13 protein-coding genes are annotated in these 15,245 nt (G+C 72.0%); 6 read left to right on the top strand and 7 right to left on the bottom strand.

The window, feature by feature from the left end:
• The 3 genes from ND747_RS13205 to ND747_RS13195 all read right to left on the bottom strand — a co-directional run.
• A partial coding sequence (locus tag ND747_RS13205; RefSeq protein WP_251733824.1) for an FHA domain-containing protein occupies nucleotides 1-467 on the bottom strand: 467 nt, incomplete at its 3' end.
• A gap of 82 nt (nucleotides 468-549) precedes the next feature.
• Nucleotides 550-1,410, bottom strand: a complete 861-nt coding sequence (locus ND747_RS13200; RefSeq protein ID WP_374216221.1) for a DUF1206 domain-containing protein — start codon at nucleotides 1,408-1,410, stop codon at nucleotides 550-552.
• A gap of 58 nt (nucleotides 1,411-1,468) precedes the next feature.
• Nucleotides 1,469-2,125, bottom strand: a complete 657-nt coding sequence (locus tag ND747_RS13195) for a dihydrofolate reductase family protein (protein ID WP_251733823.1) — start codon at nucleotides 2,123-2,125, stop codon at nucleotides 1,469-1,471.
• A gap of 91 nt (nucleotides 2,126-2,216) precedes the next feature.
• On the opposite strand from ND747_RS13195, the gene ND747_RS13190 reads away from it, so the two are divergent.
• Nucleotides 2,217-3,107 carry an exodeoxyribonuclease III gene (locus ND747_RS13190; RefSeq protein ID WP_251733822.1) on the top strand — a complete coding sequence of 297 codons (891 nt, stop codon included), beginning with the start codon at nucleotides 2,217-2,219 and terminating at the stop codon, nucleotides 3,105-3,107.
• 69 nt (nucleotides 3,108-3,176) lie between these two features.
• Here the strand turns inward: ND747_RS13190 and ND747_RS13185 are convergent, their stop codons facing one another.
• Nucleotides 3,177-3,707, bottom strand: coding sequence for an Hsp20/alpha crystallin family protein (locus ND747_RS13185; protein ID WP_251733821.1), 531 nt, complete (start codon nucleotides 3,705-3,707; stop codon nucleotides 3,177-3,179).
• A 1,313-nt stretch (nucleotides 3,708-5,020) separates the two neighbouring features.
• On the opposite strand from ND747_RS13185, the gene ND747_RS13180 reads away from it, so the two are divergent.
• The gene (locus tag ND747_RS13180; protein ID WP_251733820.1) at nucleotides 5,021-7,837 is read left to right on the top strand and encodes an alpha/beta fold hydrolase; all 2,817 of its coding nucleotides are present in this window, start codon (nucleotides 5,021-5,023) and stop codon (nucleotides 7,835-7,837) included.
• A gap of 73 nt (nucleotides 7,838-7,910) precedes the next feature.
• Here the strand turns inward: ND747_RS13180 and ND747_RS13175 are convergent, their stop codons facing one another.
• Both ND747_RS13175 and ND747_RS13170 read right to left on the bottom strand, forming a co-directional pair.
• A complete protein-coding gene (locus ND747_RS13175; RefSeq protein ID WP_251733819.1) occupies nucleotides 7,911-8,615 on the bottom strand; it encodes a DUF4230 domain-containing protein in 705 nt (234 codons plus the stop codon).
• 48 nt (nucleotides 8,616-8,663) lie between these two features.
• On the bottom strand, nucleotides 8,664-10,520 hold the full coding sequence (locus tag ND747_RS13170; protein ID WP_251733818.1) for a SpoIIE family protein phosphatase: 1,857 nt from the start codon (nucleotides 10,518-10,520) through the stop codon (nucleotides 8,664-8,666).
• A gap of 637 nt (nucleotides 10,521-11,157) precedes the next feature.
• Between ND747_RS13170 and ND747_RS13165 the strand changes: the two genes are divergently transcribed.
• Both ND747_RS13165 and ND747_RS13160 read left to right on the top strand, forming a co-directional pair.
• Nucleotides 11,158-12,348: an ABC transporter ATP-binding protein gene (locus tag ND747_RS13165; RefSeq protein ID WP_251733817.1), complete on the top strand. Its 1,191-nt coding sequence runs from the start codon at nucleotides 11,158-11,160 to the stop codon at nucleotides 12,346-12,348.
• Nucleotides 12,345-13,130, top strand: coding sequence for an ABC transporter permease subunit (locus tag ND747_RS13160; protein WP_251733816.1), 786 nt, complete (start codon nucleotides 12,345-12,347; stop codon nucleotides 13,128-13,130). Before ND747_RS13165 ends, ND747_RS13160 begins: the two co-directional genes overlap by 4 nt.
• Nucleotides 13,131-13,200: 70 nt before the next feature.
• Here ND747_RS13160 and ND747_RS13155 read toward each other — a convergent pair whose 3' ends face one another.
• On the bottom strand, nucleotides 13,201-14,046 hold the full coding sequence (locus ND747_RS13155) for an aldo/keto reductase (RefSeq protein WP_374216220.1): 846 nt from the start codon (nucleotides 14,044-14,046) through the stop codon (nucleotides 13,201-13,203).
• A 155-nt stretch (nucleotides 14,047-14,201) separates the two neighbouring features.
• Here ND747_RS13155 and ND747_RS13150 point away from each other — a divergent pair, with 155 nt between their 5' ends.
• Both ND747_RS13150 and ND747_RS29775 read left to right on the top strand, forming a co-directional pair.
• Nucleotides 14,202-14,471 carry a DUF1778 domain-containing protein gene (locus ND747_RS13150; RefSeq protein WP_251733814.1) on the top strand — a complete coding sequence of 90 codons (270 nt, stop codon included), beginning with the start codon at nucleotides 14,202-14,204 and terminating at the stop codon, nucleotides 14,469-14,471.
• A gap of 29 nt (nucleotides 14,472-14,500) precedes the next feature.
• Nucleotides 14,501-15,175 (top strand): GNAT family N-acetyltransferase, encoded by a 675-nt coding sequence (locus ND747_RS29775; RefSeq protein ID WP_308204622.1) that lies wholly within the window; start codon nucleotides 14,501-14,503, stop codon nucleotides 15,173-15,175.
• Nucleotides 15,176-15,245 lie beyond the last annotated feature (70 nt).

The following is a 15,245-nucleotide window of genomic DNA, read 5'->3' as shown; positions in this document are numbered from 1 at the left end:
GCCGCGGCCGGGAGGCTGATCGCCGTGGCCGGCGTCGGCGGCACCTGGGTCGAGAAGGCCGCCACCGGTGCCTCGCCGGTGGCGCCCGGCGTACCCGGACCGTGGGCGCGGGTCGGCGCGGTCGGTGCGACGGTGGGACGAAGCGGAGTCAGTACGACCTCCGGGCCGTCGGCCGCGCCCAGGCGCAGCCGAACCTCACCGGGGATCTCCAGGTCGCCGACGCGGCGCCCGTCGCGCCACAGGCCGTTGGCGCTGACGTCCTCCACCCGCCAGCCGGCCGGCGACGGGTGGAGGACCAGATGCCGGCGGGACACTCGCCCATCATTGATCGTGATGTCGGCCGCGCGGGCCCGGCCGACCACGGTGGAACCGTCGCCGGCGAGAGTCACCTCCCCGGCCGGGGTGATGACTCGGAGCGGGGTCGTCCCAGGCACGAACTTGTCTCCCTCGATCGCCAGACGCACCATAGTGTGCCTGGTCGAGGGCTCGATTCCCGGCCCCTTGCGCGACTTGTCCGAAAGTCGACCAGCGCCGCCGGGCCCGGCCGACTCAGAGCCTGCGGTAGCGGGCCTCGAAGAAGGAGTAGATCCCGAACAGGGCGAGCCCGACGGCGCACAGAGTCAACAGCCACTGGCCGTAGGCCTGGTTGCCCAGGGTCTTCAGCGTCCCGTCGAGCCCCTTGGCCTCCTTCGGGTCGAACTCGACCGCGGCCTTGATGACGAACACTCCGGCCAGCCCGAACACCACGCCGCGCACCGTGTAGCCGGCCAGGCCGGCCGGCTTGGCGATCTTCCGGGCGACCGCGCCCATCTGCTCGGTCCTGAGCTTCTCCTCGAACTTCCGCCTGGCCCCACGGATGATCATCCCGATGCCGATTCCGACGACGACGACGCCGACCGCGCCGACCAGGAAGCGTCCGGCGTCGTTGCGCATCACCCGGGCCGTCCAGGGCGCCGGATCCCCGGAGCCGCCGCCCCCGGAGGCCAGGAAGCTGATGGTGCTACCAGCGATGACCAGGTAGGTGACGCCGCGGGCCACACTGACCATCCGCTTGGCCGCCCGCTTCTTCGCGTCGCTCTCGCCCTGCTCGCCGACGGCGCCGTCCAGCAGACGCCAGATCGCGTAACCGAGGAAACCGAGGACGAGGATGACCAGCACCACCGTGCCGAAGGGCTTGTCCCGGATCTCGCCGAGCGCGCCGGACCGGTCGGTGCGGGCACCGCTGTGCCCGAAGGCGACTTGGCCGGCAAGCACGCCGATGAGCAGGTAGACCAGGCCCCGACCGGCAAGCCCGACTCGTGCGGCGAGGTCGAGCGCCCGCGAGTGCCGGGCGTCCTTCGCCTTCCCCCTGGCCTCGCCGGCCACCCGAGCGGTCTGCACCGACACAGTGATCACTCCCCTGTCGTTCACCGGATCAGCTGATCCGGTGAACCGATGCCCGGGAGCGTGACCGTGAAACCGGAACGGATCAGTTGGTCAGGTAGCGGGCGAGCACCACATCGTCGAGCTGGCGCACTTCGGCGAGCCGCATGCGGGCCCGGGCGTCATGCGGGAACCGCCCCGGCCCGACGAAGGCGGGGGCGTCCGCCTCCCCGACGAACAGTGGTGCGACGACGAGGTGCAGTTCGTCGACGAGCCCGGCCGCGAGGAACGCGGTGTGCACCGATGTGCCGCCTTCGACCAGCAGTCGCCGCACCCCCCTGCCGGCGAGATCGGCAAGCACCGTGGCGACGTCGACCTGCCCGGCCGGCCCGGCCGATCGGGCCGGCAGATCGACGACCACCGTGCGCGGTGGGAACTCCCGGGCCGGCCGGTCACCGCGATCGGCGCGGTAGAGCAGGACGTCCACCGGGTCGGTGACGAACAACCTGGCGGCGGGGTCGAGCGTGCCGGATCCACACAGCACCACCTTGCGGGGGGTGGGTTCGAGGCCGGCGGCCACGCGCCCCGCCCGCCGGTGCTCGGCACGCACCCCGAGTCGCGGGTTGTCCCGTCGCACCGTCCGCGCACCGACGAGGATCGCGTCGCAGCCGGCCCGGACCTCGTCGACCCGGTCCAGATCGGCGGGTCCGGACAGGATCAGCCGCTGGTCGGAGCAGTCGTCGATCCGGCCGTCGACCGACATCGCAGCGCTGCAGATGACATACGGTCGATCACCTCGCCGAGTGCCCATGCGGCGCAGCATCGCATGTGGGGCGGGACTACCGTCATCAGCTGTGCGGATCGCAACGTGGAACGTCAACTCGGCGAAGGCGCGGCAGGCCCGGCTGATCGAGTGGCTGGATCGCGCCGAGCCGGACGTGGTGTGCCTGCAGGAGACCAAGCTCTCGGACGAGGCGTTCCTCGAGCTGTTCGACGAGGACCTGTTCCGACGGGGCTACCGGGTCGCCCACCACGGGGACGGCCGCTGGAACGGCGTGGCCATCCTGTCCCGCGGCACGCTCGACGACGTGGTGCGCGGCCTGCCGGGCGGCCCGGGCTTCCCGGACCCCGAACCGCGCGCTGTCGCGGCCACCTGCGACGGCGTGCGGGTGTGGTCGTTGTACGTCCCGAACGGGCGGACCGTCGACGACCCGCACTACACTTACAAGCTGGCCTGGCTCGCCGTGCTGCGCGACATCGTCGCGGCAGACGCCGCCCGCGGCCCGCTGATGGCTCTGGGTGACTTCAACATCGCCCCGACGGACGCGGACGTCTGGGACGTCGCGCAGTTCGAGGGCTCCACCCACATCACCGCCGCGGAACGGGACGCGCTCGCCGAGATCCTCGGCACCGGCCTGACCGACGTGCTGCGCGCCCGCTGGCCCGACGACGTCGTCTACACCTACTGGGACTACCGCCAGCTCGCCTTCGCGAAGAACAACGGCATGCGCATCGACCTCACGCTCGCGACCGCGGACGTGACCGACCGGGTCCGGGCGGTCTGGGTGGACCGGGCGGCGCGCAAGGGCGCCGGCACCAGCGACCACGCACCGGTCATCGTCGACCTGGACAAGGCTCCGAACGGCGACGTGGGCCCCATGGTGCCCGCGCCATCGGCACGCGGTTCGTCGAACCGCGGCTCCTCCCGCACATCCTCGGAGGCAGGCTCACCACGCCAACGCTGAACTCACCGCACCGGCGCTGAGACCGGGCGGTGTCGGGGTGCGCGGGCGGAACGCACCCCGACAGGCTGGTCACGCGCCCGGGCCGACCTCGGGCGTGGACTCCGAGCCGCCCTGGACGACTGGCGCCGGCTGCTCGGCCGGCGCCGCGGCAACGGCGATCCGGGTCGCCTTCGGCTCGACCGCCGCGCCCGCGAGCCGGACGGTCAGTACACCGCGCGCGTAACCGGCCGAGATCCGGGACGCGTCGACCCGCTCGGGCAGCCGGAACTCGCGACGGAAGCTGCCGGACCACCGCTCCCGGTGCACCCGGCCACCGTGCACCTGCTCGCCACCTCCCTCGCGCTGACCGCGGACCACCAGACGACCTCGATCGATCTCCACGACGACGTCGTGCTCCACGTCGACACCCGGCAGCTCGAGATTGATCAGAACATCTTCGCCGTCGGCCACGACATCAGCCGAGGGCACCGCCACCTCCGCAGGCACCGACCGGCCGGTGGACGCCGGGCGCCGGGTACCCCAGGCGCGCCGGACGATCTCGTCGAACTCCCGGTCCATCCGACCAAGGGCGGCAAACGGGTCCCACAGGTAGGTGCTCACTGGACTCTCCTTCGTCGATCGTTCGCCATGAACCCACCGGACGAACCGGCCCGCACCGCCGATCCTGATCCCGTTATCCACAGACCAGGTTGCCGGCCACCTGCGACTTCCGGTCGCCCGTCGTTCACAGTTCATGAGTCTAGACGACTCAACCTTAGCTAGGCAAGTGGGAGCAGGATTTCGCACCCAGAACTCTCGATCATGGTGTTCCGCGGAACCGTACCCGGCGACGACCGACGGTCAAACAACACCAATTCGCGCCAAAGAACCCAGATCACGCAGATCGGGCAGGTGTGGGCCGCAGCCGCGGCCCGGGATCCCGTCCTGCCGCCGCCGCTGGCACCGTCGGCACCTGGCCACTCCCCCGCCAACCCATCACCCCGTCACGGACCACCCGCCACCGACGATCTGCCGCTGGCACCATCGTTGGCCGGCACGGCATCCGAACGCGAGCGAGGGCCGCCACGCCGGGGCCCCCGGGCGGGGCCCCCGGGCGGGGACAACCGGTCCCCCGGGAGATCAACCCTCGGGATCGCCAACCCAGCGCCACGGCGACACGCCGGACGAATGACGGTACGAGGCGCCCGTCAACGCCGGGTCACCGAGACGTTCCGGCGACGGAATATTCAGCCCGACGACCAATACCACCAGGCCGCAACGGCATTGGGCCTCGATAAGCCGGCCACAAACCAACCCTTCCGTCAGGCGAGAGGAGGCCCGGATAACTTGACCATAGGATCGTGATATAAAGCTCCACGCCGCGTGGAGAGAGGACGTCGAGGTGAACCGTTCGGGCACGTGGAGCGGATGGTCCGGATACGACACAGCTTTCTGTTGGTGCTGTCCGGAACGCTCCTGGGCCGGACCACATCCCAGCGGCGAACGGTCTACAGGCAGCGCACAGGCGACCCACAGCCATCGCCGACTTCCCGTGACGCTCCGGGCACGTCAGTCGATCAACCTGGGGAGATGACTCTGCGTTACCCAGATTCGACGATCCTGCCGAGAGCACGTGGTCGGACCGACCGAGGCCCGACCAGAGCGGATCGGCCGGCGGTATTTAATCAGCCGGCGAGGGTGGGTCAGCCGGCGAGGGCTGGTCAGCCGGCGAGGTTGAATCATCCGGTGAAGGTCAGTGAGCCGGTGAGGTTGAATCAGTTGGTCAGGGTGGCTTGCTGGGCGAGATCGGGTCGGCCGGCGCGAATCGGCCGGCCGGTGCAGGTGCGCCGGCCGGTGCCGGCATGAACCGGCTGGCGGTGCGCAGGAGGCCAGCGGCGCGAACGTCGCCGGCGGCACAGGACGAGGGAGCAGCAGTGAACGAAGGTGATCGGAGCGCGGCCCTGGCGGTCGCTGCGCCCAGGGGCGATTCCCTCTCGAGGTTGGACCTCGACACGCTGCCCGACTCGGTGGTCAGCCGCTTCCGCGAGGTCGCCGCCAGGCTGGCGGAGGCACCCGCACTGGTATCTCCGGGGGTGTCGATGACGTTCGCCGAAACGGATCGGCGCACCGACGAGATCGCGGTCGCCATCCTCGGCCGGCTCGACGCCAGCGAGGTCGGGCCGGTGGCCACGCTGCTCCCACACGGGGTGCCCGGGCTGCTCGGCATGCTCGCCGCGATGAAGACGGGTCGGGCGGTGGTTCCGCTCGACCCGATGGTCCCGCCCGAGCGGATGGCCCAGATCGTTCGTCAGGCCGGCTGCGTCGTTCTGCTCACCGACCTGGGCGACGACACGGTCGTCCGGTCGACGGTGGGTCTGCACCCACGCGACGCCATCTGGGCCGACCGGCCAGCTGACACCCGGGTGGACGCGGGCCCGCTGCTCGACCTGTTGGGCGACGACGGGCCAAAACTGGTTCTGGACGTGGCCGCCGCGGCCAACGACGGTGCCGAGTGGATCACTGCGAACGGTTCGGACGCGGTCTGGTGGCCCGAGCCCCGGCTCGACGAGGCGGCCTGCATCGTGTTCACCTCCGGCTCGACCGGAGCACCCAAGGGCGTGGTGTGGACGCACGGTACGTTCCTGAGCGAGGCCTGCGCCGGCGCCGCACGGCTGGGTTTCGCCCCGGGCGACCGGGTGGCCCTGGTGCTGCCGTACTCGTTCGCGGCCGGCGTCACGGTGGTCGTCTTCGGCCTGCTCAACGGGGCAGGCCTGTACGCCTACGATCCACGCTCGGCCGGTGTGCGGGGACTCGCCGACTGGCTGGTCGCCCAGCAGCTGAGCGCGCTGGCGACCACCCCGTCACTGCTGCGGGCGCTGCTGGGCACGCTCGAGCCGAACGAGGTGCTCCCCGACCTGCGCATCGTGATCACCTGCGGGGAGGCCTGCTACGGGCGCGACATCGCCGCGCTGCGCCCGCATCTGCCGGCGGCCTGCACCTATGTGAACTGGACGGGCGCCTCGGAGATCGCGTCGCTGGGCTTCCACGAGATCCCGGCCACCGCGCCGCTGCCGACGGGAACAATCCCGGGTGGGCGGCCCGCGCCCGGCAAGGAGGTCGTCCTGCGCCGCGAGGACGGCTCGCTCGCCCCGCTCGGCGAGGTGGGCGAGGTCGAGGTGACCTCGGCGTACCTGTCCGCCGGCTACTGGCAGAACCCGGCGCTGACCGCCGAGAAGTTCGTCCCGCTACCCGACGGACGTGCCACCTGCCGCACCGGTGACCTCGGCCGCTGGGAGCCGGACGGCACCCTGGTGCTGCTCGGGCGCCGCGATGCCGCCGTGAAGATCCGCGGCTACCTGGTCGAGCCGAGCGAGGTCGAGGCCGCGCTGCTGCGCTCCCCCGAGATCGCCGAGGCCGTCGTCACCGCGGTGACCGGCCCGGACGAACCGAACCGGCTGGTCGCCTACGTCGTGCCCGCGGTGCACGGCAACACGCTCTCACCGGCCCGGGTCCGCCGCGCCCTGCGCGAACGGCTGCCGGTCTGGATGGTGCCGGCGACGATCGTGCCGATCGCCGAGCTGCCCCGGAACGAACGCGGCAAGGTCGACCGCGGCGCGCTGCCCCCGCCGCCCCAGCGGCCGGCGGTCTTCAAGCGTCCCCGCACCCAGTGGGAGATCGTCGTCGCCGACATCTGGACGCGGGTGCTCGACCTTGAGGAGGTCGGCGTCGGCGACGACTTCATGGAGCTCGGCGGCGACTCACTGGCCGCCAACGAGCTGCTCACCCTCGTGCAGGAGCGGCTCGGGGTGTCGCTGTCGTCGTCCACCCTGGTCGACTCGCCGACCCTGGGCGCCTTCGCCCACGCGCTGTCGCTGGCCCAGCAGGCCGGGCCGCGCCATCCCACCGTCGTCCCGCTGCGGACCGTCGGGTCACGCCCCCCGCTGTTCTGCTTCGCCGGCGCCGGCGCCCTGGCCCTCGGCTTCCACTCGCTGGCCCGTCGGCTCGGCGACGACCAGCCCGTCTACGCCTTCCAGGCCCACGGGCTGGAGCGGCGCGGCTTCCCGGACTGGAGCGTCGTCAAGACCGCGCGCCGTCACCTCGAGGTGATCCGGCTGCTGGCGCCGCGCGGGCCCTACCTGCTAGCCGGGCACTCCCTGGGCGGTCTGATCGCGCTGGAGATCGCCCAGCAGCTCACCGCGGCCGGCGAGGAGGTCGGCTTCCTGTCCATCATGGACACCTATCTGCCCTCCTCCCTGCGCATCGAGCCGGACGGCGACCTCGAACCGGACCAGGCCGCCATCGGCCAGCCAGACCCGGCCGCCAGTGCCAGTGCGCAGGCGCATGCCAGTGGCTACCGTCGGCGGCTGGCCCGGTTCACCCAGCGGCTGCTGCCCGAGCAGCGGGCCAACCTCACCAGCGTGGCCACGCTGAAGAAGATGGTGCAGATTCCGCTGACCGGCGTGGTGCAGTTCGGTGGAACCGAGCAGTTCGACGTTTTCTTCAATCACGGCCGGCTGCTCGAACGGTTCTACCGCCCGGGGCCGTGGGCCGGCCGCACAATCGTCTACCGTTCGGCGGAGAATCCGGACCCGGAAGACGCCTGGTCGACCTACCTGACCGGCAGCCACGACACCCACTACGTCCCGTGCGAGCATTTCTATCTGCTTCGCGAGCCGCATGTGATCAGAATTTCCGAGCATTTCCGGGCGGAGATCGACCGGGTCGTCGCCGAGCAGGCCACCCGGGGCTGACCGGTGCGTGTACCGCCCGCCGACGTCCATGATCGGCGGGCGGTACCGACGCCGGCCCGGGTGGGCCGCGGCGTCACCGCCTGTCGGCGGTGTAGTTCACCTTCACGTCGGTGAAGCCGAGGGCACCGAGCAGGCCGCGCAGCATCGCGGTCGTGTTCTTCTTGCCCAGCTCGGTGACCTGCCCGTCCGTCTTCGCCGCGTCGGTCATCTTCGTCGAGGCCGTCTGGTAGAGGCCCTTGTCACTGCTGATTCCGCCGAGCAGACCGCCGACCCGATCCAGCACGCCGCGCTGACGGGCGACGACGTAGCTGTGGTTCAGGTCGAGCTGTGGCTGTGACAGCGTCGGGTTCGGCAGGGTGATCGTCACCGAGCGCCGGTCCGGCGAGACGACGACGTCGCCGTCGCCGAGATGGCTGAAGTCGACCATCGAGTCGACCGTGCCGACCCCGACGAACAGGGTGCGCTCCCCCTTGAGCGCCGACGGGATCCACCTGGTGTCGTCCTCCAGGTCGACGACCACCTCGAAGTGCGCCCCGGCCGCGTGGTACTGGCTGAGGTCCTCCAGGGACCGCAGCACCGCCGGGGAACTACGGTCGATCGTGCGCTCCTTGAACGGGTTGAGACTGGGTCGCCAACCGGCCACCACCGCGATGAGGCCGACGACGAGCACGGCGAGCAGCGCGACGGCGATCAGCCGCAGCGGGCTGAAGGGCAGCCGAGGGATACGAGCGGACCGCGTGGCGGTCTGGGGCCGGTCCGTACCGGACTCGTCGTTCATAGTTGTTGATGTACCCCAAAATCACCCCGGCCACCCTCGTGATCGTCGTCATGACCGTGGGTCGACACCGTCCGCCTGCTGGTTTGACCAGGCCAGGATGATGGCGGTCCGGTCATCGTCCTGCTGCCCCGAGGCATGCCGGCGCGCTGCGTCAAAGGCGCCGTCGAGCAGCACCACCGGGTCACGGATGGGATCGCGCAGGATTTCGGCGATCAGCCGGTGCACGCCGAACTGGCGACGATCCCCGTCGCGGGCCTCGATCAGGCCGTCGGTGTAGGCGATGAGCACGTCCCCGGGATCCAGCTGGATCGTCCCGCTCTGCCAGGCGCCCGGGGCCGCCAGCAGGCTCGACATCAGCGGACCGGTCGGCGGCAGTCGGACGATCTGGGCGGTACCGCGGGCCGCCACCGAGCCGTGGCCGGAGGTCCCGTCGTGCTGCCCCCGCGGGTCGCGGGCATCGGCCGGCGCCGCCCTGGCCGCCGCGTCGGGTCCGTCCGGTCTCGGTGCCGGCAGCCACTGCACGCCAACGCGGGACGCCTCCGGTGCGGCGGCCGGTTCCGGTAGTCCGGCCGGTCCTGGTGCCGCCCTGGTGGCAGCCCGTGCGAGCGACACCCTGGGACGAGGCGGACCGGCCGTGGCGGCAGAGGGAGCGGCCGACAGCGCCGGGTGGGCGACGGTGGCGGGATCCGGGCGGCGCAGCAGCAGGGCGTCGGGGTGGCCCGCGTTGACGTAGTGCAGCTCACCGGTGCGCGGGTCGATCACCAGAATGATCGCGGTGGCGAACATCTCGTCGGTTTCGCCAAGGTTGTCCACCACCCATTCGAGCGCCGCGGCGGGTGAGCTTCCGTCCGTCAGCGCCGCGTTCAGCAACTGCTTGAGCCGCAGGGCGAAGACGCCGGCGGCGGCACCGTGGCCGGCGACGTCGCCGACCACCACCGCGACCCGACCGTCGGGGAGGTCCAGGGCGTCGTACCAGTCGCCGGCCAGCTCGCCCTGCGCCGGCTCGACCCGGCCGTGCAGAACGACGTCGCGGGCCCGTAGCACCGACGGGGTGAGCGCATCCCGCAGGGCGATGACGGCGGGGCCCTGCTGCGCCAGCGCCTCGAAGGACCGCTCGTTCTGCCGCACCAGACGGACGAGCTGGGCTCGCATCGTCTCGACGTCCGCGGCCAGCGCGACGATCTCCGCCGGACCCACCGACGGGATCCGGGTGTCGTAACGGCCGGCTGCCACCGCGTTGACCGAGCGCTGCAGGGCGCCGATCGGGCGCAGCAACCAGCGCCGTGCGGCGGTCAGCACCGTGGCCAGCACGATCAGGATGATCAGCACGGCGCTGGCGAGCGAGCTCAGCAACAGGACCGCGGCCGTCTCGAGCTGCTCGGAGGCCTGGACCTGCTCCCGGTCGATCTCCGCGCCGAGGCGTGCCACCCCGGTGCGCAGAGCGTCGAAGTCGCGCCGGGCGCTGTCGCGCACGATGTCGGCGGCGGCGGTGACGTCCCCACGGGCCATCGCCGCGAGCTCGGGGCGAACCACCTCCCGCCGCCAGGTGTCGTAGGCCTGCCGAACCTGGCCGAGCTGCGCGCGCAGCTCGGGGAAGTCGACGAGCAGCTCGTCCAGGGTCGCCGTGAGCGTGGGCACGGCCCGGTCGGACGTGACGAACGGCGCCAAGAAGCCCCGGTCACGCGTCACGATGTAGCCACGCAAGGCACTTTCCTGGTCGACGTACCCGGCGAGCAGCAGCGCGGTGGTCGTCGCGGCCGGGTCCAGGTGGCGGCCGCGGTCGGTCGCGGCCCGCCGCGAGCCCCAGCCGGAGATCACAGCGAGCACCAGCATCACGACGATGGCGACGCTGGCGACCAACGTCAGCACCCGAAGGCCGCGCCGCAGGCCAGCGGTCTCGCTCACCCCCGGATTGTCGTCCACTCGCCGCAGGCCCGGCGGGGCGGGGCCGCAATCCCGCCGATCAGACGCGTCTCTCCCACCTCGACGGCCCCCACCGCGACCACGAACATTCCCGTGACCACGGGAAACACCGCTCGGCGGAGCGGCTGGGGGCCCTCGTCCCGGGACACGGGGGCCCCCGCGGCGCGGCTCACACCCGCCAGCCGGCCGATGCAGGAACCGCCCCTTTCGCAGCCAACCGCACACCATTTCCCGACAATAAGATTTCCGTCGCACTTGTCCTGATATGACATATCCCAGCAGCGTGTATTTGGATATTGCACAATGCTGCCACCCGGCGAGTGAACATGTGCAGTTCCGGTACAGGAACCTCCGACCGACGGAACTTCCCGTACCGGCCGCCCGTTCCTCATACGGATGTGCCGCCCGGTACGGACCACCCGGCATGGACCGGCTGGTCCGGATGGGTGCACGTCGAATCTCCGCGGTATGCGCTGGTTTCGCCGGTTGCCGTCGTCGGCGGCCGCAGGCGCGAGCGCCGCCCGGCCCGTCCCGCGGCCAGACCGTGGCTGTCCCGACTGCGGATCGTGCTCCGCGGCGATCCCGACGGGGCGACACCCGAGCCTGGGAGCACGCAACGATGATCTCTGCTTCACCCGCCGGCCCGGCGCGGTCCCGCGTCGAGCCGACCCGCCGCGCGGCCGCACACCGCCCGACCCCCGGCCCGCGCCGAGTAGCCGGCTCCGCCCGGTCCGACGCGGCAATCTGGACCCGCGGCCTGACCAGGAGCCACGGCACCCGCCGCGCGGTCGACCAGCTGGATCTACAGGTCCCCCGCGGGGCGCTGTCCGGCTTCGTCGGGCCGAACGGGGCCGGCAAGTCCACCACCCTGCGGATGCTGCTCGGTCTGATCCGCCCGTCGGCGGGGCGCGGTTACGTGCTCGGCCAGCCGATCAGCCGGCCGGATCGCTACCTGCACCAGGTCGGCGCGATGATCGAGGGCCCGACCTTTCACCCGGGCCTGTCCGGGCGGCGCAACCTCGACCAGCTCGCCATCCTGCGCGGCCTCGGCACCCACGGCGGGGGCGGCCGGTCCCGGCGCCGCCGCCGGGTGGCCGAGGTCCTGGACCAGGTCGGCCTGGGCGACCGGGGCGACGACCGGTTCAGCGCCTACTCCCTGGGAATGAAACAGCGGCTCGGGATCGCCGCCGCCCTGTTGCCCAGACCGTCCCTGCTCATCCTGGACGAACCGACGAACGGGCTGGATCCAGCCGGTATCCGGGAGATCCGGACGTTGTTGGGACAGCTCGCCGCGAACGGCATGACCGTGTTCGTCTCCAGTCATCTGCTCACCGAGGTCGAGCAGATCTGCGACCATCTCGTCATGATCAACAATGGCCGGATGCTCTTTCAGGGACATGTCACCGACCTGCTGGCCGCCGAGGATCCGCGCATCCACCTCGTCCCCGAACACGGCGACGACGCCCGCCGCCTGGCCACCATGATCAACAATGTCGGCCTGCCGGTCGAGCTCGACCTGCGCCTCGACATACCGGACGCGGCCGGTCCCAGCACCCATCAGCCGGTCGTCACCGTGCACGGGCCGGAGGGCCTGGCCGCCGACCTGAACCGGATGGCGATGGGCGCGGGCATCGCCCTGCGATCGCTGCGTACCCATCGGCCCAACCTGGAGGAGACGTTCCTGCGCGTCACCGGCGAGATCGACGGCGACCTGGTGCGGGCCGAGGCGCTGCCCCGCGTTCCGGACGGCAGCGTGGCACCGGCCGGCGTCGGACTCGACCCGGCGCACAGCCGCGGGGGCGCCACGTGATCAACGCCTTTCGGGCCGAATGGGTGCCGCTGCTACGACGCCGTTTCCTGCTGGGCACGCTCGGGGCCGTGTTCGCCTGCTCGGTGCTCGGCACCGTGCTGACGTTCCTGTCCGTCGGGCACACCGACTTCGACGGCGACCCGGTGACCGCGGCGTGGCTGTCCGAGCCCGGTGGCCTGGTCCAGGGCGCGCAGGCGGTAAGCATCCTGCTCGGCGTGGTGGCACTGTCCGTGGTTGCGGCGGCGCTCGCCGGCGACCACGGGCACGGGATGCTGCGTAACCAGCTGATCGCGCAGCCGCACCGGGCCCGGCTGCTCGCCGGGAAGCTGCTGGCGCTCGCCGTGTTCGTCGGGCTGGTCGTGGCCGTGGCAACGGTCGTCTCCGCGGCGCTGGCGTTCCCGCTGGCACCGGTGAAGGGGGTGTCGACCGCCGCCTGGCACAGCGGCGCCGGCCTGGCGGCGCTGGGCACCGGCTTTGTGAACCTGTACCTCGGATCGCTGGGCTACGCCGCCGTCGGGGCCCTCGCCGCGATCGTGCTGCGCGGCCCGGCAAGTGCCATCGCGGTGGGCATCGCGTATGCGCTCCCGGTGGAGATGCTGGTCTCGCGCATCTACCACCCGGCCCGCGCCTGGCTGCCGATGCAGCTCATGCAGGAGATCGCCACCGGCGGGGCGGCGTTCGCCACTCCCTACGCGGACGCCCTGCTGCGCGGCTGCCTCTACGCCGCCGTCATGGTGGCCGTCGCCCTGGTGTACTTCCGCCGCCGCGACGTGACGTCCTGATCCCGGGTGACCGACGGGGCTACCCGGACGCCTCCGAACCGCCTGCCGTCCCGGCGTGGCCAGCCGTCCCTCAGTGACCGAAGATGTCGGAGTCGAGGGCGGCGGCCTCGCCGGCCGGGCCGCGGTCGAGTGCCGAGATCGCGGCGATCTCGGCGGCGTCGAGAGCGAAGTCGAACACGGCGATGTTCTCGGCCAGCCGGCGCGCACTCGCCGACTTCGGGACGACCACGCAGCCGAGGTCCAGGTGCCAGCGCAGCACGATCTGGGCCGGGGTCCGGGCGCGCTCGGCGGCGATCCGGGTGATCACCGGATCGTCGAGCAGGCCGGTGCCGGCGCCCAGCGGGCTCCAGGACTCGGTGACGATGGCGTGCTCGGCGTGATACGCGCGGGCACTCGCGCGCCCCAGGCGGGGGTCGAGCTGGATCTGGTTGACCTCCGGGGCCACCCCGGTCTCGGCGAGCAGCCGGTCCAGATGCGCCGGCTTGAAGTTGGACACGCCGATCGCGCGCACCTGCCCCGAGCGCTGCAGCTCCAGCAGCCCCCGCCAGGCGTCGACGTACCGGTCGCGCCCCGGGTTGGGCCAGTGGACGAGCAGCAGATCGAGATAGTCCAGGCCCAGCCGGCGCAGGCTGTCCGCCGCGGCCCGGCGCACGCCGCGCACGCTGTGTGAGCGCTTGTTGAACTTGGTCGTGACGAACAGCTCCTCGCGTGGCACTCCGGTGGCACGCAGCCCGGCGCCGACCCCACGTTCGTTGCCGTAGTTGTGCGCGGTGTCGACCAGCCGGTAGCCGAGCCCCACCGCCTGCTCGACCACGCCCTGCACGGCGCGGTCGTCCAACGGCCAGGTCCCCAGGCCCAGCCGGGGCATCCGGGCCCCACGGGCAAGTGCGACGGTGGGCACGGGCGAAGGCGGCACGGCGGGCGGGCCCTTCTGTCAGGATGAGGTGAGGCGGAGGTTCCGGGGGCGCCGGGTACATCGAAGCACCCGCTTCATAGAAGCACCGGGGCACCTCCGAGCGGCACACCAGACCCGGCGAGCCGGGCCGTACGCGCGGGGAGCAGACTGCGAGCATGAGTGCCACCAGGGATGAAAAACTGGCCGTGGTGCTGCCCACGGACGAGGCTCGGACCATCCGCGACGCCGCGGAGGGCGAAGGCCTGTCCCTCGAGGATTTCGCCGTTGAGGCGATGAAGCGCTACGCCCGCGAGGTCCTCGCTGACCGGCGCCTGTTCCGCATCCCCGATACGGACTGGAGCGCCTTCGAGGCCCTGCTGGAGTCCCCGCCGAGCGACGCCACCCGGCTGCGTCGCCTGCTCGACGAGGAACCGGGCGCCGAGTAGCCTCCGCCCCGCCCGGAAGGACCGTCGCCGTGCCCCTGGCCAAGCCAACCGCCCTGCCCGAGGACGTGGACCGCACCACCTTCACCTGCGGGGATGATGCGCTGGACGTCTGGCTGCGCCATCACGCCCTCGATCATCAGCAGGACCGCACCACGAACACCTTCGTGATCATCGATCGCCCCCCCGGCCGCCGGGCGGGCATGGGCGACCTGGATACCGAGGGTCTGGGTGCCGAGGGTCTGGGTGCCGAGGGTCTGGGTGCCGGGGGTCTGGAGATCGAGGGTCTGGAGATCGACCCGGCCGGCGCCGACGCTGCCCGCAGCGGCACGGTGGACAGCGCCGGAGCGGGTGCGGGCGGGGCCGACGGCGGGCGCATCGCCGGCTATTACTGTCTGGCGACCGCCGCCGTCGAGCGCATCCCCGGGACCCGCCGCCGCTCCCGCCGCCCGACCGAGCCGGTGCCGGCGATGTTCGTCGGCCGGCTCGCCGTCGACCTGCGCTATACCGGCCGCGGCGTCGGCGCCCGTCTCGTCCGCGACGCCGTGATGCGTTCCCTGACGGTGCACCGGATGGTCGGTCTGCCGCTGCTGCTCGCCCACACCCCGCACGCTGCCGGGGCGGCGTTCTACCATCACCTCGGCTTCCGCCCGACCCGCTTCGACCCCTACCTGCACGCCCTCCCGCTGCGCGCCGCCGCGGGCTGAGCCCACGGTCGGCGGCGACGTCCGCGGCGCTCAGCCGCTGGCCGCGACCCGGTGGCGCGTGGCCGGCACC

The organism is Frankia sp. R82 (genome assembly GCF_023716925.1).
In the GTDB taxonomy this organism is placed as follows: domain Bacteria; phylum Actinomycetota; class Actinomycetes; order Frankiales; family Frankiaceae; genus Frankia.
This window is presented reverse-complemented; position numbering and strand designations above follow the sequence as displayed.

Coding starts and splice junctions, on each gene's coding strand:
- ND747_RS13195 (WP_251733823.1), bottom strand. CDS start 2,125: ATGTCGGTCGACGGCCGGATCGACGACTGCTCCGACCAGCGGCTGATC.
- ND747_RS13175 (WP_251733819.1), bottom strand. CDS start 8,615: ATGAACGACGAGTCCGGTACGGACCGGCCCCAGACCGCCACGCGGTCC.
- ND747_RS13165 (WP_251733817.1), top strand. CDS start 11,158: ATGATCTCTGCTTCACCCGCCGGCCCGGCGCGGTCCCGCGTCGAGCCG.
- ND747_RS13150 (WP_251733814.1), top strand. CDS start 14,202: ATGAGTGCCACCAGGGATGAAAAACTGGCCGTGGTGCTGCCCACGGAC.